This is a genomic window from Pseudomonas sp. B21-059 (assembly GCF_026016285.1).
Lineage (GTDB): Bacteria > Pseudomonadota > Gammaproteobacteria > Pseudomonadales > Pseudomonadaceae > Aquipseudomonas > Aquipseudomonas danubii.
In genome coordinates, this window is record NZ_CP087201.1 from 3044681 (window position 1) to 3068337 (window position 23657).

Below are 23657 nucleotides of genomic sequence, written 5' to 3' on the forward strand. Positions count from 1 at the left end.
AAAGGGAACCGCAACCTGAAAAAAAAGCTCACCGCGTGTTCAGGCCCGGGGTTCAAGGGTCACCCACCAGGAGGCCAGACGCTTGACGCGCACCGGCAGGGCAGCCTCCAGCAGCGCCAGGGCCTGGTCGGAGTCGTGCAGGGGAAAGGCCCCCATCACCGGCAGGCGGCCAATGGCCGGGTCACAGCCCAGGTGTCCCGGACGATAGCGTCCCAACTCATCGAGCAGGTGCTCCAGCGGCAGGTTGTCGGCCAGCAACAGGCCGCGGCTCCAGGCCTCGCGGGCCGCGCTGGCGCCCAGCAGCGGGCCCAGTGCGCGGGCGTCGAAGGCCAGTTGCTGGCCGGCGTTGACCACCTGCACCTGGCCCCCTTCGGCGTTGCGTACTTGCACGGCCCCGGCGTAGACATTGAGCAGGGTGCGTTGCCCGTCCCGGCGCACGCTGAAGCGAGTGCCCAGGGCCTGCAGCCGTCCGTGTTCGGTGTCCACCAGGAAGGGGCGCTGCGGGTCCTTGGCGGTGTCGATGAGGATTTCTCCCTGGTGCAGCAGCAACAGCCGCTCCAGGGCGCTGTAGCGCACATCCAGCGCACTCAGGGCATTGAGCCAGAGGTGAGTGCCATCGCTGAGGCGGGCATCGCGCACTTCCCCGGTGCCGGTGGCGAAGTCCGCCCGCCAACGGCCCAGTGCCTGGGGCAGCGCTGTACCGCGCCAGGTGCCCCAGCCCAGGCCGATCAACAACAGGCCGCCGAGCACCTGGCGCCGCGCCAGCGCCGGGCGCCGGTCACCGCGCAAGGCCTGGCCGGCGGCTTGCTGGGCTGCGGCGTCCTGCAACGGCAGCAGGCGCTGGCTGACCCGCTGCACATAACCCCAGGCCTGGCGGTGTTCCGGGGTCTGCTCGAACCAGGCCTGCCAGTGACGACGCTGTTCGTCGCTGACGGCTTCGTCCTGGAGTTGCACGTACCAATGGGCGGCCTGTTGCAGGCTGGCGTGGCTCAACCGGTTGCCGGTGTGTTCGCTCATGGCGTTCTACTCCACCAGCAGGCCATCGAGTTCGGCCTCCAGCAGTGCGCAATGCACCAGGGCCTGGGCCAGGTATTTCTTCACCATGCGCTCGCAGACGCCCAGCTCGATGGCAATCTCTCTGTAGGGGCGCCCGTGCAGTTGCGCCAGGATAAAGGCCTCGCGCACCCGCTGGGGCAGGCGGCCGAGCATGGCGTCCACTTCGTGCAGGGTCTCGACGATGATCGCCCGTTGCTCCGGGGACGGTTGCACCGCCTGGGGCCGCGCCGCCAGGGCCTGGAGCCACGCCTGTTCCAGTTGCCGGCGGCGCCAGTGATCGATGCACAGGCCTCGGGCAATGGTGGCCAGATAGGAACGTTGCTGGACCTCGCCATCGAGCTGGGGTGGACGCTTGAGCACACGGACGAAGATCTCGTGGGCCAGGTCGGCGGCATCCCAGGCATGGTTCAGGCGCCGCCGCAGCAACTCGTAGAGCCAGCGGTGATGGGCGTCGTAGAGGTGGTGGACCACAGCGGGGCTGGCGGGTGGCGTCGAGGGCAAGGGCGTGGTCCGGTGACAGGCTGGGCTGTAAATGGGAATTGATCGCGATTAAAGCAAAAGCCCGAATGCCCTGCAAATGATATCGATTCGCCGTTGTGCGGCTGCCGATCAGGCCCGAACCTTGGAAAAAGACATCAAGTCTGGCGCCCGGGAGGCGATAAAACACTCAGGCCCCCTGTATTCAATGCTTGCTGGCAGGGGTTTCTTCAGTGGTATCGTCGCTTGCATCCGATTGTCACGGCTGGGCTGTGCAACCCGCTTGCCAGGCTGTGACGGGGCCGTCTGCGGGGGGCGGGCATGCAGTGGCAGAGGGGAGAGGTTGATGCGGCAACCGAGGTTCAAGCTGTTTTTCACCCACCGCCTGGCGCTCCTGGCGGGCGCCGAGTCCTTGCGTTCGATACGTGAGGGGCTGCTCTGGCTGTTGCCCTGTCTGCTGGTTTCGGCGGTATTCCTGATACTGGCCCAATGCGCCCAGGCCCTGGGGGCTCCCAGTACCCTGGTGGACTTGCTGGCCGGGCTGCACAAGCGCATCAGTTCGATCATCCCCTTACTGGTGGCGGCGTCCATCGGCTACATGCTGGCGATCCAGTACCGCTTGCCCCAACTGCCGGTGGCCTTTCTCTGTCTGTCCCATGTGGTGATCGCCATCTACCTGCTGCGGGACTATCCGCTGGCGTCGGCGACGTTCGTGCTGTTCATTGCCATTGCCTCGCCTCTGGTCAATGTCCCGGTCATGGCCTGGCTGCATCGCCGACGCTGGACACGGCTGGTGGACGAGGGGCTGGTGGGGCACAACCTCAAGGGCACTATCAATATGGTGCTGCCGGGGGTGCTGACGTCCCTGGCGCTGGTGGCGGTGCTGCAGTCGCTGTTGCAGGTCCACGACTTTGCCTACGTGCAAGGCCCGATCGACATCGACAGCCTGGACTATCCCTACTTCAACGCGATCCTTTTGACCACGACTAACTCCCTGCTGTGGTTCTTCGGCATTCACGGCACCTACGCCATGCAGCCGTTGATGGAGGTGATGGATCAGGCGGTGGCCCTCAATGCCGCCGATCACGCTGCCGGACAGCCCCTGCGCTATGCCCTCAACAGTGGCTTGCTGGGCTGTTTCGCCTTTATTGGCGGCTCCGGCGGCTCCCTGGCCCTGGTGCTGGCGATCCTCGGTTTTTCCAAGAGCCGTTCCATGCGCCTGCTGGCGCTGGCGAGCCTGGCGCTGTCGCTGTTCAACGTCAACGAACTGCTGCTGTTCGGCCTGCCGATCATTCTCAACCCGCGCTTGCTGGTGCCGTTCATGCTGGTGCCCATGGTCAATGCCTGCCTGGCACTGCTGGTGGTGCAGCAGGGCTGGGTGAGCCCGGCGCTGGTCAGTGTGCCCTTTACCTCACCGGTGCTGCTCAATGCCTACCTGAGCACCCAGGGCGATTGGGGCGCGGTGCTCCTGCAACTGGTGCTGCTGGGCGTCGGTACGCTGATCTACACGCCTTATGTGCGCAGCATCCAGCGCCAGGGCGAAGGCAGCGAGCAGGTGTACCTGAAGGCCTTCGACGCCACCTTCCATGGCCTTGAGGAGCGGGGCCGGCTGTTGGAGCTGGACCCGATGGTGGCGGCCTACAAACAGGCGGCCCAGCAGTCCTTGCAACTGGCGCGGATCCAGCAGTTGAGCGGCTACGACTTCCACCTGGAGTATCAGCCCCAGGTGGCCAAGGGCAGTGGTCTGTGTACGGGGTGCGAGGCGCTGATCCGTGCCCGGGATGCCCAGGGGCAGGTCAAGTCGCCCTGGGAGCTGCTGCAATGGCTGGGGCAGGCCGGGCTGATGCCCGAGGTGGATTTCTGGGTGGCGTCCCAGGCGGTGCGCCAGCACCTGGCCTGGAGCAAGATCGGGTTCGAGTTGCCCATCACCATCAATATCTCCAGCGCCACCCTGGCCTCGGCGGAGCATGGCCGGCGCCTGCTGGAGATTCTGGCCCGGGCCCATGGCCAGGTGTCGGTGGAGATCACCGAGGACGCTCTGGTGGGGGATGCGCTGCTGACCCAGCAATGGATCGGTAAATTGCATGCCCTGGGCGCGCGGGTCTATATCGACGACTTCGGCACCGGCTTCTCGGCCTTGAGCTACCTGCATCAGTTTCCGGTGGACGGGATCAAGATCGACCGCAGCTTCGTCCTGGCCCAGCGCGAGCCCAAGGGTGCCCAGGTGCTCAACGGTCTGCTGCGTTTTTGCGAAACCCTCAAGCTCCAGGTGGTGGTCGAAGGGGTGGAGACCGGTGAGCAGCTGGATTTCTTGCAGTCCAGTTCGGAGTTGATCATCCAGGGCTGGTACTTCAGCAAGTCCTTGCCCGGGGAGCAGATTCCCGGTTTTGTCAGCCAGCGGGCGCGCAGTGCCCTGACGGCCAGCGAAGACTGAGTGGCGTCGTCAAGGGGGCGACCTGAAGGCCGGGCGATCCGGGCGTGGCAACGCTTGACCCAGCCAACGGGGAGCGATCCGCAGGCGTTGTTCCTCGACGCCCAGCAACAAGTGCAGCGGGCAAAACGCAGCTTGGGATTTGCGGTCATATTGACTTGACTGGTGTCTTAATGACCTTTTTTGCTCGTTGTCAAAAAGACTGTGCAAAGCGCAGGGCCGCGGTTTGCGGCAGATCTGGCGCTGGCATGAATCGTGATGGGGATGGGGCATATCGCCACTGATTGGCCGAGGAGCTCCATGATGATCCGCTACTGCAATTGGCCACTGTCTGTCCTGATTTCGGGGAGGGCGGCCTGTGTCTTTGCCTGAACGTTGGCGGCAATGGACCGCACAGCCATTGTGGAGCCTGGGCTTCCGGCCGTTTTTCCTGGCGGGAGCCGCCTTTGCCTGCCTGGCCCTGCTGGGCTGGGGGCTGTGGCTGCACGGCGCCCTGAGTGGCCTGCAACCGGTGGCCGGGATGCTGGCATGGCACCGTCACGAAATGCTCTTTGGCTTCGCGGTGGCGATCATTGCCGGATTCCTGCTCACGGCGGTGGCCAACTGGACCGGCCGCCCGGGCCTGAGCCGCACCCCGCTGCTGTTGCTGTGGCTGGTTTGGCTGGCGGGGCGCCTGGCTTGGTGGCTGCCGCTGCCGGTCCCGCTGTTCCTCGGCGTGCAGTTGGCCTTCATACCGCTGCTGGTGGCCGTCATCGGGCGCGAGCTGTGGTGCGCCGGCAAGCGCGAGAATTACCCCATGGTCGTGGTGCTGGGGCTGCTGGCGCTGTTTCAGGGCCTGACCCTGTGGGGCCTGCTGGAGCACCAGGACAGCTGGCAGCGGCGTGGCGAACTGGGCGCCTTGTGGCTGGTGGCGACCTTGATGACGGTGATCGGCGGGCGGGTGATCGGTTTCTTCATCCAGCGCGGCCTGCAACTGCCGCCCGCGGCGCCGGCATCGCCCTGGCCGACCCGGGTGCTGCTGGTGGGCAGCCTGCTGGTGGCACTGTCCATGGCCCTGGGCGGCGGCGAGGCCCCGCACGGCTGGCTGGCGCCGGTGTTTGCCGTGCTGGCGGGCCTGCATGGCTGGCGCCTGTGGCGCTGGCACCAGCCGCGGCTGTGGCGCGTGCCGCTGCTCTGGTCGCTGTACCTGGCGTACCTGTGGCTGGCCCTGGCGACCCTGGGCATGGCGCTCTGGCACCTGGGCTGGGCCGTGCCGCAGAGCCTGGTGACCCATGCCCTGGCGGTGGGCGGCCTCGGCGGGCTGGTGCTGGGAATGATCGCCCGGGTCAGTCTTGGCCATAGCGGGCGGCCGCTGCAGGTGACCGGGGCCATGGCTGGTGCTTTCGCCTTGCTGTTCCTGGCGGCGGTGTGTCGGGTGCTGCTGGTGCCGTTCAGCAGTTTGGGGTTAGGGGGCTCGGCGGTGCTGGGGGCGCTGGCGTTTGCCCTGTTCGTTGGCGGATATGCGCGGATTCTGCTGACGCCACGGCGTTGACGCGCATCAAGTAGCGACATCGAGCCACATCGTTACCAGTAAGGCGGTGGTCAAACTGGACTACGCTTGCGGTCTTAGCCGCAAATGGAGTCAGCGATGTTGTACCCAAGCAAACCCAACAATGAGGCCCTGCGAATTCAGACCCTGCGCGAGCTGAATGTCCTCGATACTTCGCCGCAAGAGCGCTTCGACCGCCTGACCCGGCTGGCCAAGCGCCTGTTCAATGTGCCGATCGCCCTGGTCAGCCTGGTGGATAGCGACCGGCAATGGTTCAAGTCCTGTGTGGGGCTGAGCGCCACCGAGACTTCGCGGGATATTTCCTTCTGCGGCCACGCCATTCTCGGTGACCAGATTCTCACCGTCTGCGACGCCGAGCTGGACGAGCGTTTCCATGACAACCCGCTGGTCGTCGGCGAGCCGGGAATTCGTTTCTATGCCGGTTGCCCATTGACCGTGCCCAATGGCAGCAAGCTGGGCACTCTGTGCCTGATCGACGTCAAGCCCCGGGACTTGGACGATGAGGAGCGCGCCTTGCTGCGGGACCTGGCGCGCATGGCCGAGCAGGAGCTGGCAGCGGTACAGATGGCCAGCATGGATGAGATGACCCTGCTGTCCAATCGCCGCGGCTTCGAAGCCCTGGCCCGGCACGCCCTTGGGGTCTGCAAGCGCTTGAAGAAGCCGGCAACCCTGCTGTTTTTCGACCTCAACGAGTTCAAGCAGATCAACGACAACTACGGCCATGCCGAAGGCGACGGGGCATTGAAGACCTTTGCCGATGTGCTGCGCATTGCCTTTCGCGAGAGCGATGTGATTGGCCGCCTGGGCGGCGATGAGTTCGTGGCGCTGCTGAGCGCTGCCGATCACGTCGAGACTTCGGCGATCATGGCGCGCCTCGGTGAGCTCCTCAATGAACGCAACGCCACCCTGAAACGTGGCTACGACATCCGCTTCAGCGTCGGCCAGATCGAATACGACGCCGGACGCCATCCTGACATCGAGGCGTTGCTGGCGGACGCCGACAAGGCCATGTACCTGCACAAGCAGGCTGGCAAGCGGGCTCGCTGAGGGTTGCTGCCGCCAAGCCCTGTTCGGTGACGCGGGGCAGGGAAGGGCGTCAGTGGCAGGGCGCTATTGGCCGCGCTCCATCAGCGGTGGGCTATAGCTTTCCTCGATGTCGACCCCGGCCGCCCTGGCTCGGCTTTCAACTTCTGAGCGACGTTGCAGCCGTTCTTTCAAATGCGCAGGGAACAGGGTTCTCCATTGGGCTCTTTGTGCCTCTGCAAAGTCGCGGGTCCAGAACGTGTCCAGGGACATCAGGTTCAGGCTTATCAAGTAGACAGCGCTTTGCAGGGGGGCGCTTTTCGAGTCGTAGCGCAGGGCTCGGACATGCGCAATGTAGTTGCCGTGATAGAGATACCAGTCATAGAACCTGTTGTTGCCCAGCCACTGCTCAAGGCTCATCTCATGGTTGGCATCGAACAGCGGGTGGCTGAGTGGCTGGGTACCCAGGAGGCTTTCCTTCCAGTCCAGCTTGTGCAACTCGCCAGCGGCTATTCGGGGGTCGGAAGGGAAGTAGTATTTTTGCCATCCAGCGTTCTTCAACGTCCTGAGAAGGTTATAGACAAGCGCCTTGTTGGCCTTGTGAGTGCTGTTGTCCGGCAGCCCGCGAAGGTCGATGTTCAATGCCTGGATGGTGTTTGAGGTATTGCCATCAACGGCAATCAGCAGCCCGGCCACCTGATCCAGTTCAAGCGTGCCCTCGGGCTGGGCCAGGCTCAGGTCAAGGAGTGCTCCCTGACGATCCGCCTCATACCAACATAGGTTGACCGCATCCAGGCAGTCGGCGGTAAAGCTCACCGGGCTCTTTTCCAGGAACTCGGCAACCGGTGTGCCCAAGGGGATGTGCAGGCGTGCGACGCTGCTCTGGGTTTTATTCGGGGCTTTATCTTGAGTGTGGTCGCAGCCGGCTAGAAAAAGTACGAGCAACAGATAGCACCGCTTCATGTTCGGCCTTTCCAATGAGCGGGAGGGGGCAGGGTGGCGAGTGCGCAAGCCCCCTCGCCGCAGCCAGCAATCACTCGTCGAGGTTGCCCATGGCGGTGGTGTTGAAACCGCCGTCCACGTACATGATCTCGCCGCTGATGCCCGAGGCCAGGTCCGAGCAGAGGAAAGCGCCAGCGTTGCCGACTTCCTCGATGGTGACGTTGCGCCGCAGCGGGGTCTGGGCTTCGTTGGCCGCCAGCATCTTGCGGAAGTTCTTGATCCCCGAGGCAGCCAGGGTGCGGATCGGGCCGGCGGAGACGGCGTTGACCCGAGTGCCTTCCGGGCCCAGGGAACCGGCCAGGTAGCGCACGCCGGCTTCCAGCGAGGCCTTGGCCATGCCCATCACGTTGTAGTTGGGCATGGTGCGCTCGGCACCCAGGTAGGACAGGGTCAGCAGGCTGCCGTTGCGGCCCTTCATCAGCTCGCGACCGGCCTTGGCCAGGGCCACGAAGCTGTAGGCGCTGATGTCGTGAGCAATGCGAAAGCCTTCGCGGGTGGTGGCGTCGGTGAAGTCGCCTTCGAGTTGATCGCCCGGGGCGAAGCCCACGGAGTGGACGATGCAGTCCAGGCCGTCCCATTTCTTGCCCAGTTCGGTGAAGACCTGGGCGATCTGTTCGTCGCTGGCCACATCGCAAGGGAAGCACAGCTCGGCGCTGGAGCCCCAGCCGGCGGCGAACTCCTCGACCCGGCCCTTGAGTTTTTCGTTCTGATACGTGAAGGCCAGCTCGGCGCCTTCACGGTGCATGGCGGCGGCAATGCCGGAGGCGATCGACAGCTTGCTGGCGACACCGACGATCAGGACACGCTTCCCAGCGAGAAAACCCATAAGTAGCTACTCCTGTTGCAGGTTATTCGGCGCTTGCCGGAGCCAGGAAGGCGGCTTCCAGCAATTGCCGTGTGTACGGATGTTGTGGGACGGCAAAGATACTGCGCGCGTCACCCTGTTCCACCACCTGGCCGTGCTTGATCACCATCAACTGGTGGCTCAGGGCCTTGACCACCGCCAGGTCGTGGCTGATGAACAGGTAGGTCAGGTTGTACTTGCGTTGCAGGTTGCGCAGCAGTTCCACCACCTGGCGCTGCACGGTGCGGTCCAGGGCCGAGGTCGGCTCGTCCAGCAGGATCAGCCGCGGCTTGAGCACCAGGGCCCGGGCGATGGCGATGCGCTGACGCTGGCCACCGGAAAACTCATGGGGGTAGCGGTGCCGGGTGTCCGGGTCCAGGCCAACTTCCTTGAGCGCTTCGATGATCGCTTGTTCCTGCTCCTGTTCGCTGCCGATCTTGTGAATGCGCAAGCCTTCGCCAACGATCTGGCTCACGCTCATGCGCGGGCTGAGGCTGCCAAAGGGGTCCTGGAACACCACCTGCATTTCCCGCCGCAGCGGCCGCACCTGGTGCTGGGACAGGGCGTCCAGCTGCTGCCCCTCGAAACGAATGCCGCCCTGGCTGGCGATCAGGCGCAGGATCGCCAGGCCCAGGGTCGACTTGCCCGAGCCGCTTTCGCCGACGATGCCCAGGGTCTGGCCCTGGGGCAGGCTGAAGTGGATGCCGTCCACCGCCTTGACGTGATCCACGGTGCTGCGCAGCAAGCCTTTCTTGATCGGGAACCAGACCTTGAGGTTGTCCACTTCCAGCAACGGCGGGCCGATCGGGTTGTTCGCCGGGGTGCCGCTGGGCTCCGCGGCCAGCAATTCCCGGGTGTAGGGGTGCTGCGGCGCGCGGAACAGCTCCTCACAGGACGCCTGCTCGACGATGCAGCCCTTTTGCATGACGCAGACCCGGTGGGCAATGCGCCGTACCAGGTTCAGGTCGTGGCTGATCAGCAGCAAGGCCATGCCCAGGCGCGCCTGCAGTTCCTTGAGCAGTTCGAGGATCTTCAATTGCACGGTGACGTCCAGGGCGGTGGTCGGTTCGTCGGCGATCAGCAGCTCCGGTTCGTTGGCCAGGGCCATGGCGATCATCACCCGTTGCCGCTGGCCGCCGGACAGTTCGTGGGGCAGGGCCTTGAGGCGCTTGTGCGGCTCGGGAATGCCCACCAGTTCCAGCAGTTCCAGGGTGCGCTTGCTGGCGATCTTGCCGGTCAGGCCCTTGTGGATGCCCAGCACTTCGTTGATCTGTTTCTCGATGCTGTGCAGCGGGTTCAGCGAGGTCATAGGCTCCTGAAAGATCATGGCGATGCGGTTGCCGCGAATGTGGCGCAGGGTCTTCTCGTTCAGGGTCAGCAGGTCGTGCCCGGCGTACTGGATGCTGCCGGATGGGTGCTGGGCCAGGGGGTAGGGCAGAAGGCGCAGGATCGAGTGGGCGGTCACCGATTTGCCGGAGCCGCTTTCCCCCACCAGGGCCAGGGTTTCGCCGCGCTTGATGTCGAAGCTGATGCCTTCCACCACGCGCTGGCACTGGGCGCCGGCGACGAATTCCACCGCCAGGTCGCGGACTTCGATCAGAGTGTCCTGGGTCATGTCATTTCCTCGGGTCGAAGGCATCGCGGGCGGATTCGCCGATAAACACCAGCAGGCTGAGCATGAGCGCCAGCACGGCAAAGGCACTGATGCCCAGCCAGGGCGCCTGCAGGTTGGACTTGCCCTGGGCCACCAGTTCGCCCAGGGATGGCGCGCCGGGGGGCAGGCCGAAGCCGAGGAAGTCCAGGGCGGTGAGGGTGCCGATGGCGCCCGTGAGGATAAAGGGCATGAAGGTCATGGTGGAGACCATGGCGTTGGGCAGGATGTGGCGGAACATGATGGCGCCGTTCTGCATGCCCAGGGCCCGGGCCGCGCGCACGTATTCCAGGTTGCGCCCGCGCAGGAACTCGGCGCGCACCACGTCCACCAGGCTCATCCAGGAAAACAGCAGCATGATCCCCAGCAGCCACCAGAAGTTGGGCTGCACGAAGCTGGCCAGGATGATCAGCAGGTAGAGCACCGGCAGCCCGGACCAGATTTCCAGGAAGCGTTGCCCGGCCAGGTCCACCCAGCCGCCGTAGAAGCCCTGCAGGGCGCCGGCGATGACCCCGATGATCGAGCTGAGGATGGTCAGGGTCAGGGCGAACAGCACCGAGATGCGAAACCCGTAGATCACCCGGGCCAGCACATCGCGGCCCTGGTCGTCGGTGCCCAGCAGGTTGTCCGTCGACGGTGGCGCCGGGGCCGGCACCCGCAGGTCGTAGTTGATGCTCTGGTAGCTGTAGGGGATCGGCGCCCAGAGCACCCAGGCGTCCTTCTGTGCCAGCAGTTCGCGGATGTACGGGCTCTTGTAGTTGGCTTCCAGGGGGAATTCGCCGCCGAAGGTGGTTTCCGGGTAGCGCTTGAGGGCCGGGAAGTACCAGCCGCCTTCGTAGTGCACCACCAGCGGCTTGTCGTTGGCGATCAGTTCGGCGCCCAGGCTGAGGACGAACAGCACCAAAAACAGCCACAGCGACCACCAGCCGCGTTTGTTGGCCTTGAAGCGCTCGAAGCGCCGGCGATTGAGGGGGGACAGGTTCATCTCAATGCTCCCGGCTGTCGAAGTCGATGCGTGGGTCCACCAGGGTGTAGGTCAGGTCGCCGATCAGTTTCACCACCAGCCCCAGCAGGGTGAAGATGAACAGGGTGCCGAACACCACCGGGTAGTCGCGGTTGATCGCCGCCTCGAAGCTCATCAGGCCCAGGCCGTCGAGGGAGAAAATCACCTCCACCAACAGGGACCCGGTGAAGAAGATGCCGATGAAGGCCGAGGGGAAGCCGGCGATCACCAACAGCATGGCGTTGCGGAACACGTGACCGTAGAGTACCCGGCGCTGGGTCAGACCCTTGGCTTTGGCGGTGACCACGTACTGTTTGTTGATCTCGTCGAGGAAGCTGTTCTTGGTCAGCAGGGTCATGGTGGCGAAGTGGCCAATCACCAGGGCGGTGACCGGCAGCGCCAGGTGCCAGAAGTAATCGAGGATCTTGCGGCCCCAGCTCAGCTGGTCGAAGTCGTTGGAGGTCAGGCCGCGCAGGGGGAACCAGTTGAAATAGCTGCCGCCGGCGAACACCACGATCAGCAGGATGGCGAACAGGAAGGCCGGGATCGCGTAGCCGACGATGATCGCCGAGCTGGTCCAGACATCGAAGTGGCTACCGTGGCGGGTGGCCTTGGCGATCCCCAGGGGGATCGACACCAGGTACATGATCAGGGTGCTCCACAACCCGAGGGAGATGGACACCGGCATCTTTTCCTTGATCAGGTCCACCACCTTGGCATCGCGGAAGAAGCTGTTGCCGAAGTCCAGGGTGGCGTAGTTCTTGATCATGATCCACAGGCGTTCCGGCGCCGACTTGTCGAAGCCGTACATGTGCTCGATTTCCTTGATCAGCGCCGGGTCCAGGCCCTGGGCGCCACGGTAGCTGGAGCCGGCCACCGAGACTTCGGCGCCGCCGCCGGCGATGCGGCTGGTGGCGCCGTCGAAACCTTCGAGCTTGGCGATCATCTGCTCCACCGGCCCGCCGGGGGCGGCCTGGATGATCACGAAGTTGATCAGCAGGATGCCCAGCAGGGTAGGGATGATCAGCAGCAGTCGGCGAACGATATAGGCCAGCATGTCATTGCTCCCTGTCGGCTGTGGCCGCCTGGTCCGGGGCCGGTTCTACGGCAGGCTTGGCATCGGGTTTGATCCACCAGGTGTTGATGCCGATGTCGTACTTGGGCGCGACTTGCGGGTGGCCGATGTGATCCCAGTAGGCCACGCGCCAGGTCTTGATGTGCCAGTTGGGGATCACGTAGTAGCCCCATTGCAGGACCCGGTCCAGGGCCCGGGCGTGGGCCACCAGGCTGGCGCGCGAATCGGCGTTGATCAGGCTTTCCACCAGGGTGTCGATGGCCGGGTCCTTGAGGCCGATGTAGTTGCGGCTGCCGGGCTTGTCGGCGCTGGAGGACATCCAGAACTCGCGCTGCTCGTTACCTGGGGAGTTGGACTGGGGAAAGCTGCCGACGATCATGTCGAAGTCCCGCGAGCGCACCCGGGTGATGTACTGGGACACGTCGACCCGGCGGATCACCAGGTCGATGCCCAGGTCGGCCAGGTTGCGCTTGAACGGCAGCAGCACCCGCTCGAACTCGGTCTGGGCCAGGAGGAACTCGATCACCACCGGTTTGCCCTGGGCGTCCACCATCTTGTCGTCGACGATGCGCCAGCCGGCTTCCTGCAGCAGTTGATAGGCCTGGCGCTGCTGGGCGCGGATCATGCCGCTGCCGTCGCACACCGAAGGCGAGAAGGCCTGGTCGAACACCTGGGGCGGGATCTTGCCCCGCAGCGGTTCGAGAATCGCCAGCTCCTCCGGGCCCGGCAGGCCGGTGGCGGCCATCTCCGAGTTCTCGAAGTAACTGCGGGTGCGGGTGTAGGCGCCGTTGAACAGCTGCTTGTTGCTCCATTCAAAATCCAGCAGCAGGCTCAGGGCGTGGCGTACCCGCACGTCCTGGAACAGCGGCCGGCGGGTGTTGAAGACAAAACCCTGCATGCCGGTGGGGTTGCCGTTGGCGATCTGTTCCTTGATCAAGCGGCCCTGGGCCACGGCCGGGGTGTTGTAGGCGTTGGCCCAGTTCTTCGCGCTCATCTCCAGCCAGTAGTCGAACTGCCCGGCCTTGAGGGCTTCCAGGGCTACGGTGTTGTCGCGGTAGTAATCGCTGGTGATCACGTCGAAGTTGTAGAAGCCGCGGTTGACCGGCAGGTCGCGGCCCCAGTAGTCCTTGACCCGCTCGTAGCGGATCGAGCGTCCGGCCTTGACCGCGGTCACCCGGTAGGGGCCGCTGCCCAGGGGCACTTCCAGGTTGCTCTTGGCAAAGTCGCGGCTTTCCCACCAGTGCTTGGGCAGGACCGTCAGTTGGCCGAGGATCAGCGGCAGTTCGCGGTTGTTGCTGTGCTTGAACTTGAACAGCACCCGCAGCGGGTCTTCGGCGATCACCTGGTCGACGTCGGCGTAGTAGCCGCGGTACAGCGGCGAGCCGGCGCTCATCAGGGTCTGGAAGCTGAACACCACGTCCTCGGCACGAATCGGCTGGCCGTCATTGAAACGCGCTTCCGGGCGCAGGTAGAAACGCACCCAGCTGTTGTCCGGGGCTTTCTCGATCTTGCCCGCCACCAGCCCGTACTCGGTGAAGGGCTCGTCCAGGCTCTGGGCCATCAGGGTGTCGTAGATCAGGCCGATGTTCTGCTCGGGCACGCCTTTGCTGATGAATGGATTGAGGCTGTCGAAGCTGCCGAAACCGGCCATGCGGAAGGTGCCACCCTTGGGCGCATCAGGGTTGACGAAGTCGAAGTGCTGGAAGTTCGCCGGGTATTTCGGCGCTTCGTTGTACAGGGTCAGGGCATGTTGCGGCGCAGCCTGGGCACAGCAGGCGATGACGCCGAACAACAGGCCGCTGGTGCGCAGGAGCAGGGCACGCAGAGGCATCATTGGGGACTCTCCAGGGACTTCAGCCACCAGGCGTTCAAGCCCAGGTTGTAGGGCGGCGTGGTGACCAAGGCGAACCGGTTACGGTAGGCCAGTCGGTGATAGTTGAGGTACCAGTTGGGAATCATGTAGTGCTGCCACAGCAGCACCCGGTCCAGGGCGCGGCCGGCGGCCAGTTGCTCGTCGCGGCTCTGGGCGGCCAGCAGTTGCTCCAGCAGGTGATCGACTATGGGGTTGTTGATGCCTGCATAGTTCTTGCTGCCCTTGACCGAGACCTGGCTGGAGTGGAAGTACTGCCATTGCTCCAGGCCCGGGCTCAGGGTCTGGTTGAGGGTCATGAGGATCATGTCGTAGTCGAACTGGTCCAGGCGCTGCTTGTATTGCGCCCGGTCCACGGTACGCAGGCGCGCGTCGATGCCGATGCTGGCCAGGTTCTCCACATAAGGCTGGAGAATGCGCTCCAGGTTGGGATTGACCAGCATCAGCTCGAAGCGCAGCGGCTGCCCGGCGCTGTTCTGCAGGCGCTGGCCATTGAGCTTCCAGCCGGCTTCGGCCAACAGCCCCAGGGCGCGGCGCAGGGTATCCCGGGGGATGCCGCGGCCCTCGGTACGGGGCAGGCTGAAGGCCTGGGTGAAGAGATTGGGGGGCAGTTGCTCGCGGTAGGGGGAGAGCAGCAGCCATTCGTGCCCCACCGGCAGGCCCGTGGCGGAGAATTCGCTGTTGGGGTAGTAGCTCAGGGCGCGCTGGTAGGCGCCGCTGAACAGGGTGCGGTTGGTCCATTGGAAGTCGAACATCAGGCCCAGGGCCTCGCGCACCCGCACATCGGCGAAAGTCCCGCGGCGGGTGTTCATGAACAGGCCCTGGGTCTGGGTGGGGATCTGGTGCGCCACCTGGGCCTTGATCACCTCGCCGCGATTGAGCGCCGGGAAGTTGTAGCCGTTGGCCCAGTTCTTGGCCTGGTGCTCGATGTAGATGTCGAACTCGCCGGCCTTGAAGGCTTCGAAGGCGACGTCGCTGTCGCGGTAGAACTCCACCTCGACCCGGTCGAAGTTGTTGAAGCCGCGCTTGACCGGCAAGTCCCTGCCCCAATAGTCCTTGACCCGTTCGAACACCAGTTGGCGCCCGGGCTGGACCTGGGTGATGCGATAGGGGCCGCTGCCAAGAGGCGGGGTGAAGGTGGTGGCCTTGAAGTCGCGGTCTTTCCAGTAGTGCTGGGGCAGGACTGGCAACTCCCCCAGACGCAGGATCAACAGCGGGTTGCCGGCGCGCTTGAAGACGAAGCGGATGCGCTGCGGGCCGAGGATATCCACCCGCTGCACCTCCTGCAGGTTGGTGCGGTACTGCGGGTGACCTTCCTTGAGCAGCAGGCGGTAGGAAAACGCCACGTCATAGGCGGTGATCGGCTTGCCGTCGTGAAAGCGTGCCTCGGGGCGCAGGTTGAACACCACCCAGCTGCGGTCCTCGCTGTATTCCACGGAGCGGGCGATCAGGCCGTAGCTGGAAGTGGGTTCATCGCCGGAGGGCGCATAGAGGCCGGTGCCCACCATCAACGGCTCGTTGAGCTCGTTGACGCCGTATTGCAGGAAGTTCGGCGTGGCGACCGGGCTGATGCCCTTGAAGGTATAGGGATTGAGGGTGTCGAAGGTGCCAAAGGCCATGACCCGCAAGGTGCCGCCTTTGGGCGCCACGGGATTGACCCAGTCGAAGTGGGTGAACTTGGCCGGGTACTTGAGCGTGCCAAACTGCGCATAACCATGACTTTCAGTGATCGTTGCGCTTGCGGGAAAGCTCAAGGCCAGACTGATGAAGAACAGAAGGAGGGGACGCATCGAGTCAGAGATCCGATCCAGGCGGCTTGGGCTTTGTGCTCCGTACAGTAACAGCTTGTATCAGCAGGAAAAAGCGCGCTTTTTCTGCGGCTTGTGTAGCGAGGGGGCTGGCTCCCGTTGGGGCGCGCAGCGCCCATTGACCCAGGCGCCGCGTGACTTCAGATACCCTCAGCTTTCAGGGCTTGCCGGTGCTGTGCACTGGAGCGCGAGCCCGCTCCCTCGCCACAACGAGCCGGGTTGCCCTGTCAGTGCGGCAGGTAGACCGTGAGCATCTGGCCCGGCTTGAGGGCCTGGGCTGCGCGCGGGTTCCAGCGCTTGAGGTGCTGCATTTCCACATTGAAACGCTTGGCCACGATGTACAGCGAGTCGCCTTGCTTGACCTTGTAGCGGGTCGATTTCTGCTTGCCGCTGCTGGCGACGGTGGTTTTCTTGCCGGCGGCCTTGCGGGTGTCCTGCATCACCAGGGTCTGGCCGACCTTGAGGTTCTTGCCGCTGAGCTTGTTCCAGCGTTGCAGGTCCTGCACATCCACCTTGTTGGCCTTGGCGATCAGGGTCAGGTTGTCGCCGTTCTTGACCCGATAGATACGCTTGGGCCGCAGTGAGTCGCGACCTTCGTCGCGGTCGAAGACCGGCTTGAGGGAGCGTTTGCTGATCAGCTCTTCGGGTTTCATGGTGGACAGGCTGGTGGTCAGCAGCTGTGCCTTGGACGTTGGCACCAGCAGGTGTTGCGGGCCATCGACGGTGGTGCGCTGCTTGAACGCCGGATTGAGCTGGAACAGCTCGTCCTCGTCGATGTTGGCCACCGCCGCGACCTTGGACAGGTCCATGCGCTGGTTGATTTCCACGACCTGGAAGTAGGGTTCGTTGGCGATCGGGTTGAGATTGACGCCGTAGGCTTGCGGGGCCAGCACCACCTGGGACAGGGCCAGCAGCTTGGGTACATAGGCCTGGGTTTCCGTCGGCAGCGGCAGGTTCCAGTAGTCGGTGGGCAGGCCGAGCTTCTCGTTACGCTCAATGGCCCGGCTGACCGTGCCCTCGCCGGCGTTGTAGGCGGCCAGTGCCAGCAGCCAGTCGCCGTTGAACATGTCGTGCAGGCGGGTCAGGTAGTCCAGAGCCGCGGTGGTCGACGCGGTGATGTCGCGTCGGCCATCGTAGAAGCGGGTCTGGCGCAGGTTGAAGTAGCGACCGGTGGCCGGAACGAACTGCCAAAGTCCCACCGCATCGGCCCGGGAATAGGCCAGCGGGTTGTAGGCGCTTTCGATGACTGGCAGCAGCGCCAGTTCCAGCGGCATGTTGCGCTCTTCGAGACGTTCGACGATGTAGTGGATATAGAGGCTGCCGCGCTCGCCGGCGTTTTCCAGGAAGGAAGGGTTACTGGCGAACCACAGGCGCTGTTGTTCAATACGCGGGTTGACGCCCTGGCCTTCTTGCAGTTGGAACCCCTGGCGCATGCGTTCCCAGACATCCTGGGGGACTTGCGGGCTTGGCTGGTTGCTCAGCCAGATGGGTTTCTGCTTGATGCGGGCGTTGAAATTCTGAGTGTGTGTCGCGTCGCTCTGCGGGGCATGACCGGTGCTTTGGCAGCCCGCAAGAGTCGCTGACACAGCTACCGCGATGGCCTGGGCCAAGCGCGTCAATGCGTCTGAACTGATGGAATAACGAATAGATGACGACATTGGCTGGAAGTAAGTTCCGGGCAAAAATGTCGGGCGATTCTAGAAAGCACCCGGGGTGCGGTCAACCATTCAGAATTTTTGTGCCAACAGTTGGCCGGCTTAGAACTTATCTTTCCAGGCCCTCAGGGCCGCAAAGACCGCACTCTGGGACGGGTTATCCTGGCCATTCCGTTCGTCCGCTTTTTGTTTAACGGATGTTTCACCGGTACGCAAAAACGGGTTGGTCAGTTTCTCCAGGGCCAGGGTTGATGGCAGGGTCATGCGCCCTTGCTCGCGCATCTGCGTGACCTTTTCCAGACGCTGGGCAATGTCCGGGTTGGCGGGTTCCACTGCCTGGGCGAAGCGCAGGTTGCTCAGGGTGTATTCGTGGGTGCAGTAGATCAGGGTGTCGTCCGGCAGCGCGGCGAGGCGGCTGAGGGAATGGTGCATCTGCTCTGGGGTACCTTCGAACAGGCGGCCGCAACCGGCGGCGAACAGGGTGTCGCCACAGAACAGCAGGCCGTGATGGTAGTAGGCGATATGCCCCAGGGTATGGCCCGGTACGGCGAACACCTCGAAGTCCCAGCCGAGGATGTTGGCGTGGTCGTTGTCGTTCAGGGCCACGTCGCGTCCGGGGATCTTTTCTTGTGCGGGGCCGTAGACCGTGGCGCCACTGTGCTGTTTCAGGTGCTCGACACCGCCGACATGATCGTGGTGATGGTGGGTCACCAGGATGTCGCTCAGGCTCCAGCCCGGGTGCTGTTCCAGCCAGGCCAGTACCGGCGCCGCATCGCCGGGATCGACGACGGCGCAGCGCTGGCTGCGATGGTCTTGTAACAACCAGATGTAGTTGTCGGTGAAGGCGGGCAGGGCACTGATCTGTATCATCTTTGGATTCGCCAAGCGGAAAACAATGGCGCATCTTAGAACTTCTTGGCGTGTTGGAGAATGCAATGACCGATAAAGCCTTCGCTCAGGCAGATCCCGACTGGCTGGCCCTGATCAGTGCGGCCCGGGACTGGTTGTCCGGCCCTCTGGGGCAGTTTCTGCTGGATGAAGAGCGACGCATGCTTGAAGAAGAGCTGGGGCGTTTCTTCGGCGGTTACCTGGTGCATTACGGGCCCTCGGCGCAGACCCCGCCGGCGGCGCCCCAGGTGCAGCGCAATGTACGCCTGGGCGCGCCGTTGCCCGGGGTTGAGATCGTCTGTGAGGAACAGGCCTGGCCCTTGAGCGAACATGCCGCCGATGTGGTGGTGCTGCAACACGGCCTGGATTTCTGCCTGTCGCCCCACGGCCTGCTGCGCGAGGCGGCCAGCAGCGTAAGGCCCGGCGGCCACTTGCTGATTATCGGTATCAACCCCTGGAGCACCTGGGGCCTGCGCCATGTCTTCGCCCATGACGCCTTGCGCCAGGCCCGTTGCATCTCGTCGTCGCGGGTGGGCGACTGGCTCAACCTGCTGGGGTTCGCGCTGGAGAAACGCCGCTTCGGGTGCTATCGTCCGCCGCTTGCCTCGCAGGCATGGCAGGCTCGATTGGCGGGCTGGGAGCGCAAGGCCGGGCAGTGGCAACTGGCCGGCGGCGGCTTTTACCTGCTGGTGGCGCGCAAGATCGCCGTCGGCCTGCGCCCGGTGCGCCAGGTGCGACGCGAACCCATGGGCAAGCTGTTGCCACTGCCCATGGCCAAGGTCAATCGCCGTAACAGCGAACCCTGACGACCTGCAGCAACCTTCTTTTTATATAGACCGGCCGAGTGACCTCGGCCCAGGGCGCTGTCGACCGCAATCGGCAGGCCACTGGCAATTTTCTGATGGAAGGCGTGGATGAGCGATAGCGTAGAAATCTTTACCGACGGTGCCTGCAAGGGCAATCCCGGCCCTGGTGGCTGGGGCGCGTTGTTGGTGTGCAAGGGGGTCGAGAAGGAACTCTGGGGCGGCGAAGCCAACACCACCAACAATCGCATGGAACTGATGGCGGCGATTCGCGGCCTGGAAGAGCTCAAGCGCCAGTGCGACGTGTTGCTGGTCACCGACTCGCAGTACGTGATGAAGGGCATCAACGAGTGGATGGCCAACTGGAAGAAGCGCGGCTGGAAGACCGCAGCCAAGGAGCCGGTGAAGAACGCCGACCTGTGGCAGCAACTGGATGAGCAGGTCAACCGCCACAACGTCACCTGGAAATGGGTGCGTGGCCACACCGGCCATCACGGTAACGAGCGTGCCGACCAGTTGGCCAACCGGGGTGTAGACGAGGTTCGCGGCTACAAGGGCTGATGGCGTTACAGGGTGAGGATCGCGGCAGCCAGTTGGGTGTCGCTGTAGGGCGGGTTGTGCAGCACTTGGCGAATCCTCTGCAGCGCCGACTCCAGCTGTACGCCGCGAATCGCCCCGTTGCTGGCGATAAAGGCCGCGGCATCGCTGCGGGCTTGCAGGACGATCTTGTCGTCCTTGAACGAGCTGCTGATCCCGGCGGTGCCTTCGCTGCTGGTCAGCAGCCCGCTCATGCTCAGGTCGGTGCTGATCACCAGGCTGGTGGCCTGGCCGGAGTTGTTGAACAGACCGGCCAGCAGCAGGATTGGCAGGTAGCGCCGGAGTGTCGTCATGGCTGGAAAAGTCCGTGGGAAAGATCGGCGGCACCCTAGCAGGCGAGCCTTCGGCCCACCTCAGCAGCTTTGCTAATAACTGTTAAAAAGTGCGCGGCAGCGGCGTGACCGGTGCGCGCACAGTCCATGGGTTGGGCATGCTAAAATCCCGCCCTTTGCCAGATTGAGAACGGACCACTGATGGCCAACAGATCTGTTGTACTCGATACCGAAACCACCGGTATGCCGGTGACCGACGGTCACCGGATCATTGAAATCGGTTGCGTCGAGTTGATCGGTCGGCGCCTGACCGGGCGGCATTTCCACGTTTACCTGCAACCGGATCGCGAGAGTGATGAGGGCGCCATCGGCGTTCACGGCATCACCAACGAGTTCCTGGTGGGCAAGCCGCGTTTCGCCGAAGTCGCCGATGAGTTCTTCGACTTTATCAAGGGCGCGCAGCTGATCATCCACAACGCGGCGTTCGACGTTGGTTTCATCAACAACGAATTCGCCTTGATGGGGCAGCACGAGCGGGCGGACATCACCCAGCACTGCACCATCCTTGACACCCTGATGATGGCCCGTGAGCGGCACCCGGGGCAGCGCAACAGCCTCGACGCCCTGTGCAAGCGCTACGGTGTCGACAACTCCGGCCGTGAATTGCACGGCGCCTTGCTCGACTCGGAGATCCTGGCCGACGTCTACCTGACCATGACCGGTGGCCAGACCAGCCTGTCCCTGGCGGGCAATGCCTCGGATGGCAACGGCTCTGGTGAAGGTGCGGGCCGGGCCTCGGAGATCCGCCGGTTGCCGGCCGAGCGGCCGCGGGGGCGGATCATCCGCGCCAGCGAAGCCGAGTTGGCCGAGCACCAGACGCGCCTGGAGATCATCGCCAAGTCTGCCGGCGCCCCGGCCCTGTGGACCCAGTTGCTCGAAAACCAACACTAAGCCGTTGTCGTCCGTGGCCCTGTAGCCGCTGCCGCAGGCTGCGAACGGCTCCGTAGGAGATGCGGCGCTCTTGAGGGCGCTGGAGATTTGGCGGGAGATCGTCAAGCAAGGTCCTGTGGACCTTTTCGCAGCCTCGCCGTGGCTCGGCAGCGGCTACAGGGTAATGCCGAGCCGAGAGTGTTGTAGCCGCTGCCGCAGGCTGCGAACGGCTCCTTAGGCGACAGAGGTTTGTCGGGAGATCGCCAAGCAAGGCCTTGTGGGCCTTCACGCAGCTTCGCCATGGCTCAGCAGCGGCTACAGGTGTGTGGGGCGTGGGCCGGCAATTGTGCCTGTGCGACCTTTTGTTACATCGAGTCTGTGCTCGGGGTGACAGGCGACGCCAGGAGCTTCTACCCTGAGTCCATTGGCGGGACCTACCCGCCGCCTCAGGACAGCCTGCCCCATGTATAAAGACCTGCAGTTTCCGATCCTGATCGTGCACCGCGATATCAAGTCCGACACGGTGGCGGGAGACCGGGTGCGGGGCATCGCCCGGGAGCTGGAGAAGGACGGGTTCAGCATCTTTTCCGCGGTCAACTACGCCGAAGGGCGACTGGTGGCTTCTACCCATCACGGCCTGGCCTGCATGTTGATCGCTGCCGAGGGCGCCGGGGAAAACACCCATCTTCTGCAAAACATGGTGGAGCTGATCCGCCTGGCCCGGGTACGCGCACCCTTGTTGCCGATCTTCGCCCTCGGGGAGCAGATGACCCTGGAAAACGCCCCCGCCGATGCCATGAGCGAGCTCAACCAGCTGCGGGGCATTCTCTACCTGTTCGAGGACACGGTGCCGTTCCTGGCCCGGCAAGTGGCCCGGGCCGCGCGCAATTATCTCGACGGCCTGCTGCCGCCGTTCTTCAAGGCCCTGGTGCAGCACACCGCCGATTCCAACTATTCCTGGCACACCCCGGGGCACGGCGGTGGCGTGGCCTATCGCAAGAGCCCGGTGGGCCAGGCGTTTCACCAGTTCTTCGGGGAGAACACCCTGCGTTCCGACCTGTCGGTGTCAGTGCCGGAGCTGGGTTCGCTGCTGGACCACACCGGGCCCCTGGCGGAAGCCGAGGCGCGGGCAGCGCGCAATTTCGGTGCCGACCATACCTTCTTCGTGATCAATGGCACCTCCACCGCCAACAAGATCGTCTGGCATTCCATGGTGGGGCGCGATGACCTGGTGCTGGTGGATCGCAACTGCCACAAGTCGGTGTTGCACTCGATCATCATGACCGGGGCCATCCCCCTGTACCTGTGTCCCGAACGTAATGAACTGGGGATCATCGGGCCGATTCCCTTGAGCGAGTTCAGCCCCGAGTCGATCCAGGCCAAGATCGATGCCAGCCCGCTGACCCGTGGTCGACCGCCCAAGGTCAAGCTGGCGGTGGTCACCAACTCCACCTATGACGGCCTGTGCTACAACGCCGAGCTGATCAAGCAAAGCCTGGGCAACAGTGTCGAGGTGCTGCATTTCGACGAGGCCTGGTATGCCTACGCGGCCTTCCACGAATTTTTCGCTGGGCGTTACGGCATGGGCACCTCGCGCTCCGCTGACAGCCCCCTGGTGTTCACCACCCATTCCACCCACAAGCTGCTGGCGGCTTTCAGTCAGGCGTCGATGATCCATGTGCAGGATGGCGGCGCCCGACAACTGGATCGGGACCGCTTTAACGAAGCCTTCATGATGCACATCTCGACGTCGCCGCAGTACAGCATCATTGCCTCGCTGGATGTGGCCTCGGCGATGATGGAAGGGCCGGCGGGGCGCTCGCTGCTACAGGAAATGTTCGATGAAGCCCTGAGCTTCCGCCGGGCCCTGGCCAATCTGCGGCAGAACATCGCCGCCGATGACTGGTGGTTCTCGATCTGGCAGCCGGAGCGGGTCGAAGGCATCGATCAGGTGCGCACCGGCGACTGGTTGCTGGAGCCCGAAGGCGAGTGGCACGGTTTTGCCGGCGTCACCGACGACTATGTGCTGCTCGATCCGATCAAGGTGACCCTGGTGATGCCCGGCCTTACCGCTGGCGGGGCCTTGAGTGAACACGGAATTCCCGCGGCCGTGGTCAGCAAGTTCCTCTGGGAGCGCGGGCTGGTGGTGGAAAAGACCGGGCTCTATTCGTTCCTGGTGCTGTTCTCCATGGGCATCACCAAGGGCAAGTGGAGCACGCTGCTCACCGAGCTGCTGGAGTTCAAGCGCAACTACGACGCCAATGTCAGTCTGGCCAGTTGCCTGCCCAGCGTCGCCGGGCAGGACCCGCAGCGCTATCAGGGCATGGGCTTGCAGGATCTGTGCGACCAGTTGCACGCCTGCTACCGCAGCAACGCCACGGCCAAGCACCTCAAGCGCATGTACACGGTGCTGCCGGAGGTAGCGATGAAGCCCGCCGATGCCTATGACCATCTGGTGCGCGGCGAAGTGGAGGCGGTGTCCATCGATCAACTGCAGGGGCGTATCGCGGCGGTGATGCTGGTGCCATACCCGCCGGGTATTCCGCTGATCATGCCCGGTGAGCGATTTACCGAAGCGACCCGCTCGATCATCGACTACCTGGCCTTTGCCCGAGCTTTCGACAGCAGTTTCCCAGGGTTCGTCGCCGATGTGCATGGCCTGCAGCATGACGACCAGGGCCATGGCCGGCAGTACACCGTCGATTGCGTCAAAGCATGAGGAG

Annotated in this window: 19 protein-coding genes; 7 read left to right on the forward strand and 12 right to left on the reverse strand. The window is 64.0% G+C overall.

Features of this window, described 5'->3' with window-relative positions; all coding sequences use genetic code 11:
• Positions 1-39 precede the first annotated feature (39 nt).
• Positions 40-1017, reverse strand: a complete 978-nt coding sequence (locus LOY69_RS13970) for a FecR domain-containing protein (RefSeq protein ID WP_123391065.1) — start codon at positions 1015-1017, stop codon at positions 40-42.
• 6 nt (positions 1018-1023) lie between these two features.
• Complete coding sequence (locus LOY69_RS13975) at positions 1024-1557, reverse strand: sigma-70 family RNA polymerase sigma factor (RefSeq protein ID WP_102879636.1); 534 nt, start codon at positions 1555-1557, stop codon at positions 1024-1026.
• A gap of 322 nt (positions 1558-1879) precedes the next feature.
• Between LOY69_RS13975 and LOY69_RS13980 the strand changes: the two genes are divergently transcribed.
• The 3 genes from LOY69_RS13980 to LOY69_RS13990 all read left to right on the forward strand — a co-directional run bounded on the left by LOY69_RS13980 (position 1880) and on the right by LOY69_RS13990 (position 6560).
• Complete coding sequence (locus tag LOY69_RS13980) at positions 1880-3967, forward strand: EAL domain-containing protein (protein WP_265074773.1); 2088 nt, start codon at positions 1880-1882, stop codon at positions 3965-3967.
• A 355-nt stretch (positions 3968-4322) separates the two neighbouring features.
• Positions 4323-5495 (forward strand): NnrS family protein, encoded by a 1173-nt coding sequence (locus LOY69_RS13985; RefSeq protein ID WP_110651550.1) that lies wholly within the window; start codon positions 4323-4325, stop codon positions 5493-5495.
• A gap of 96 nt (positions 5496-5591) precedes the next feature.
• Entirely contained in the window at positions 5592-6560 is a 969-nt protein-coding gene (locus tag LOY69_RS13990; RefSeq protein ID WP_265074774.1) for a sensor domain-containing diguanylate cyclase, read from the forward strand.
• A 63-nt stretch (positions 6561-6623) separates the two neighbouring features.
• Here the strand turns inward: LOY69_RS13990 and LOY69_RS13995 are convergent, their stop codons facing one another.
• The 9 genes from LOY69_RS13995 to gloB form a co-directional block, all read right to left on the reverse strand.
• Positions 6624-7499, reverse strand: coding sequence for a hypothetical protein (locus tag LOY69_RS13995; RefSeq protein WP_265074775.1), 876 nt, complete (start codon positions 7497-7499; stop codon positions 6624-6626).
• A 70-nt stretch (positions 7500-7569) separates the two neighbouring features.
• Entirely contained in the window at positions 7570-8364 is a 795-nt protein-coding gene (fabI, locus tag LOY69_RS14000; protein ID WP_102879631.1) for an enoyl-ACP reductase FabI, read from the reverse strand.
• A 22-nt stretch (positions 8365-8386) separates the two neighbouring features.
• Positions 8387-9997 carry an ABC transporter ATP-binding protein gene (locus LOY69_RS14005; RefSeq protein ID WP_265074776.1) on the reverse strand — a complete coding sequence of 537 codons (1611 nt, stop codon included), beginning with the start codon at positions 9995-9997 and terminating at the stop codon, positions 8387-8389.
• 1 nt (position 9998) lies between these two features.
• The gene (locus LOY69_RS14010; RefSeq protein ID WP_102879629.1) at positions 9999-11018 is read right to left on the reverse strand and encodes an ABC transporter permease; all 1020 of its coding nucleotides are present in this window, start codon (positions 11016-11018) and stop codon (positions 9999-10001) included.
• 1 nt (position 11019) lies between these two features.
• Complete coding sequence (locus tag LOY69_RS14015; RefSeq protein ID WP_016964272.1) at positions 11020-12093, reverse strand: microcin C ABC transporter permease YejB; 1074 nt, start codon at positions 12091-12093, stop codon at positions 11020-11022.
• A 1-nt stretch (position 12094) separates the two neighbouring features.
• Positions 12095-13945, reverse strand: coding sequence for an extracellular solute-binding protein (locus tag LOY69_RS14020; RefSeq protein ID WP_110651555.1), 1851 nt, complete (start codon positions 13943-13945; stop codon positions 12095-12097).
• On the reverse strand, positions 13942-15771 hold the full coding sequence (locus tag LOY69_RS14025; protein WP_265074777.1) for an extracellular solute-binding protein: 1830 nt from the start codon (positions 15769-15771) through the stop codon (positions 13942-13944). The genes LOY69_RS14020 and LOY69_RS14025 overlap by 4 nt, the downstream gene beginning before the upstream one ends.
• A gap of 245 nt (positions 15772-16016) precedes the next feature.
• Complete coding sequence (locus tag LOY69_RS14030) at positions 16017-17447, reverse strand: transglycosylase SLT domain-containing protein (RefSeq protein ID WP_102879626.1); 1431 nt, start codon at positions 17445-17447, stop codon at positions 16017-16019.
• 99 nt (positions 17448-17546) lie between these two features.
• Positions 17547-18314 carry a hydroxyacylglutathione hydrolase gene (gloB, locus tag LOY69_RS14035; RefSeq protein ID WP_265074778.1) on the reverse strand — a complete coding sequence of 256 codons (768 nt, stop codon included), beginning with the start codon at positions 18312-18314 and terminating at the stop codon, positions 17547-17549.
• A gap of 65 nt (positions 18315-18379) precedes the next feature.
• On the opposite strand from gloB, the gene LOY69_RS14040 reads away from it, so the two are divergent.
• Complete coding sequence (locus LOY69_RS14040; RefSeq protein ID WP_102865229.1) at positions 18380-19138, forward strand: methyltransferase domain-containing protein; 759 nt, start codon at positions 18380-18382, stop codon at positions 19136-19138.
• Between the two features lie 108 nt (positions 19139-19246).
• The gene (gene rnhA, locus LOY69_RS14045; RefSeq protein WP_102865228.1) at positions 19247-19696 is read left to right on the forward strand and encodes a ribonuclease HI; all 450 of its coding nucleotides are present in this window, start codon (positions 19247-19249) and stop codon (positions 19694-19696) included.
• 5 nt (positions 19697-19701) lie between these two features.
• Here rnhA and LOY69_RS14050 read toward each other — a convergent pair whose 3' ends face one another.
• Entirely contained in the window at positions 19702-20025 is a 324-nt protein-coding gene (locus LOY69_RS14050; protein WP_265074779.1) for a DUF2388 domain-containing protein, read from the reverse strand.
• Positions 20026-20205: 180 nt separating this feature from the next.
• On the opposite strand from LOY69_RS14050, the gene dnaQ reads away from it, so the two are divergent.
• On the forward strand, positions 20206-20955 hold the full coding sequence (dnaQ, locus tag LOY69_RS14055; RefSeq protein ID WP_102865226.1) for a DNA polymerase III subunit epsilon: 750 nt from the start codon (positions 20206-20208) through the stop codon (positions 20953-20955).
• A gap of 442 nt (positions 20956-21397) precedes the next feature.
• Positions 21398-23653 carry an Orn/Lys/Arg decarboxylase N-terminal domain-containing protein gene (locus LOY69_RS14060; RefSeq protein WP_102879623.1) on the forward strand — a complete coding sequence of 752 codons (2256 nt, stop codon included), beginning with the start codon at positions 21398-21400 and terminating at the stop codon, positions 23651-23653.
• Positions 23654-23657: the final 4 nt, after the last annotated feature.

Excerpts from the sequence above, each read along its gene's own strand:
- LOY69_RS13970 (WP_123391065.1), bottom strand. The coding sequence starts at position 1,017 with ATGAGCGAACACACCGGCAACCGGTTGAGCCACGCCAGCCTGCAACAG.
- LOY69_RS13980 (WP_265074773.1), top strand. The coding sequence starts at position 1,880 with ATGCGGCAACCGAGGTTCAAGCTGTTTTTCACCCACCGCCTGGCGCTC.
- LOY69_RS13990 (WP_265074774.1), top strand. The coding sequence starts at position 5,592 with ATGTTGTACCCAAGCAAACCCAACAATGAGGCCCTGCGAATTCAGACC.
- LOY69_RS13995 (WP_265074775.1), bottom strand. The coding sequence starts at position 7,499 with ATGAAGCGGTGCTATCTGTTGCTCGTACTTTTTCTAGCCGGCTGCGAC.
- fabI (WP_102879631.1), bottom strand. The coding sequence starts at position 8,364 with ATGGGTTTTCTCGCTGGGAAGCGTGTCCTGATCGTCGGTGTCGCCAGC.
- LOY69_RS14005 (WP_265074776.1), bottom strand. The coding sequence starts at position 9,997 with ATGACCCAGGACACTCTGATCGAAGTCCGCGACCTGGCGGTGGAATTC.
- LOY69_RS14010 (WP_102879629.1), bottom strand. The coding sequence starts at position 11,018 with ATGAACCTGTCCCCCCTCAATCGCCGGCGCTTCGAGCGCTTCAAGGCC.
- LOY69_RS14015 (WP_016964272.1), bottom strand. The coding sequence starts at position 12,093 with ATGCTGGCCTATATCGTTCGCCGACTGCTGCTGATCATCCCTACCCTG.
- LOY69_RS14020 (WP_110651555.1), bottom strand. The coding sequence starts at position 13,945 with ATGATGCCTCTGCGTGCCCTGCTCCTGCGCACCAGCGGCCTGTTGTTC.
- LOY69_RS14025 (WP_265074777.1), bottom strand. The coding sequence starts at position 15,771 with ATGCGTCCCCTCCTTCTGTTCTTCATCAGTCTGGCCTTGAGCTTTCCC.
- LOY69_RS14030 (WP_102879626.1), bottom strand. The coding sequence starts at position 17,447 with ATGTCGTCATCTATTCGTTATTCCATCAGTTCAGACGCATTGACGCGC.
- gloB (WP_265074778.1), bottom strand. The coding sequence starts at position 18,314 with ATGATACAGATCAGTGCCCTGCCCGCCTTCACCGACAACTACATCTGG.
- LOY69_RS14040 (WP_102865229.1), top strand. The coding sequence starts at position 18,380 with ATGACCGATAAAGCCTTCGCTCAGGCAGATCCCGACTGGCTGGCCCTG.
- rnhA (WP_102865228.1), top strand. The coding sequence starts at position 19,247 with ATGAGCGATAGCGTAGAAATCTTTACCGACGGTGCCTGCAAGGGCAAT.
- LOY69_RS14050 (WP_265074779.1), bottom strand. The coding sequence starts at position 20,025 with ATGACGACACTCCGGCGCTACCTGCCAATCCTGCTGCTGGCCGGTCTG.
- dnaQ (WP_102865226.1), top strand. The coding sequence starts at position 20,206 with ATGGCCAACAGATCTGTTGTACTCGATACCGAAACCACCGGTATGCCG.
- LOY69_RS14060 (WP_102879623.1), top strand. The coding sequence starts at position 21,398 with ATGTATAAAGACCTGCAGTTTCCGATCCTGATCGTGCACCGCGATATC.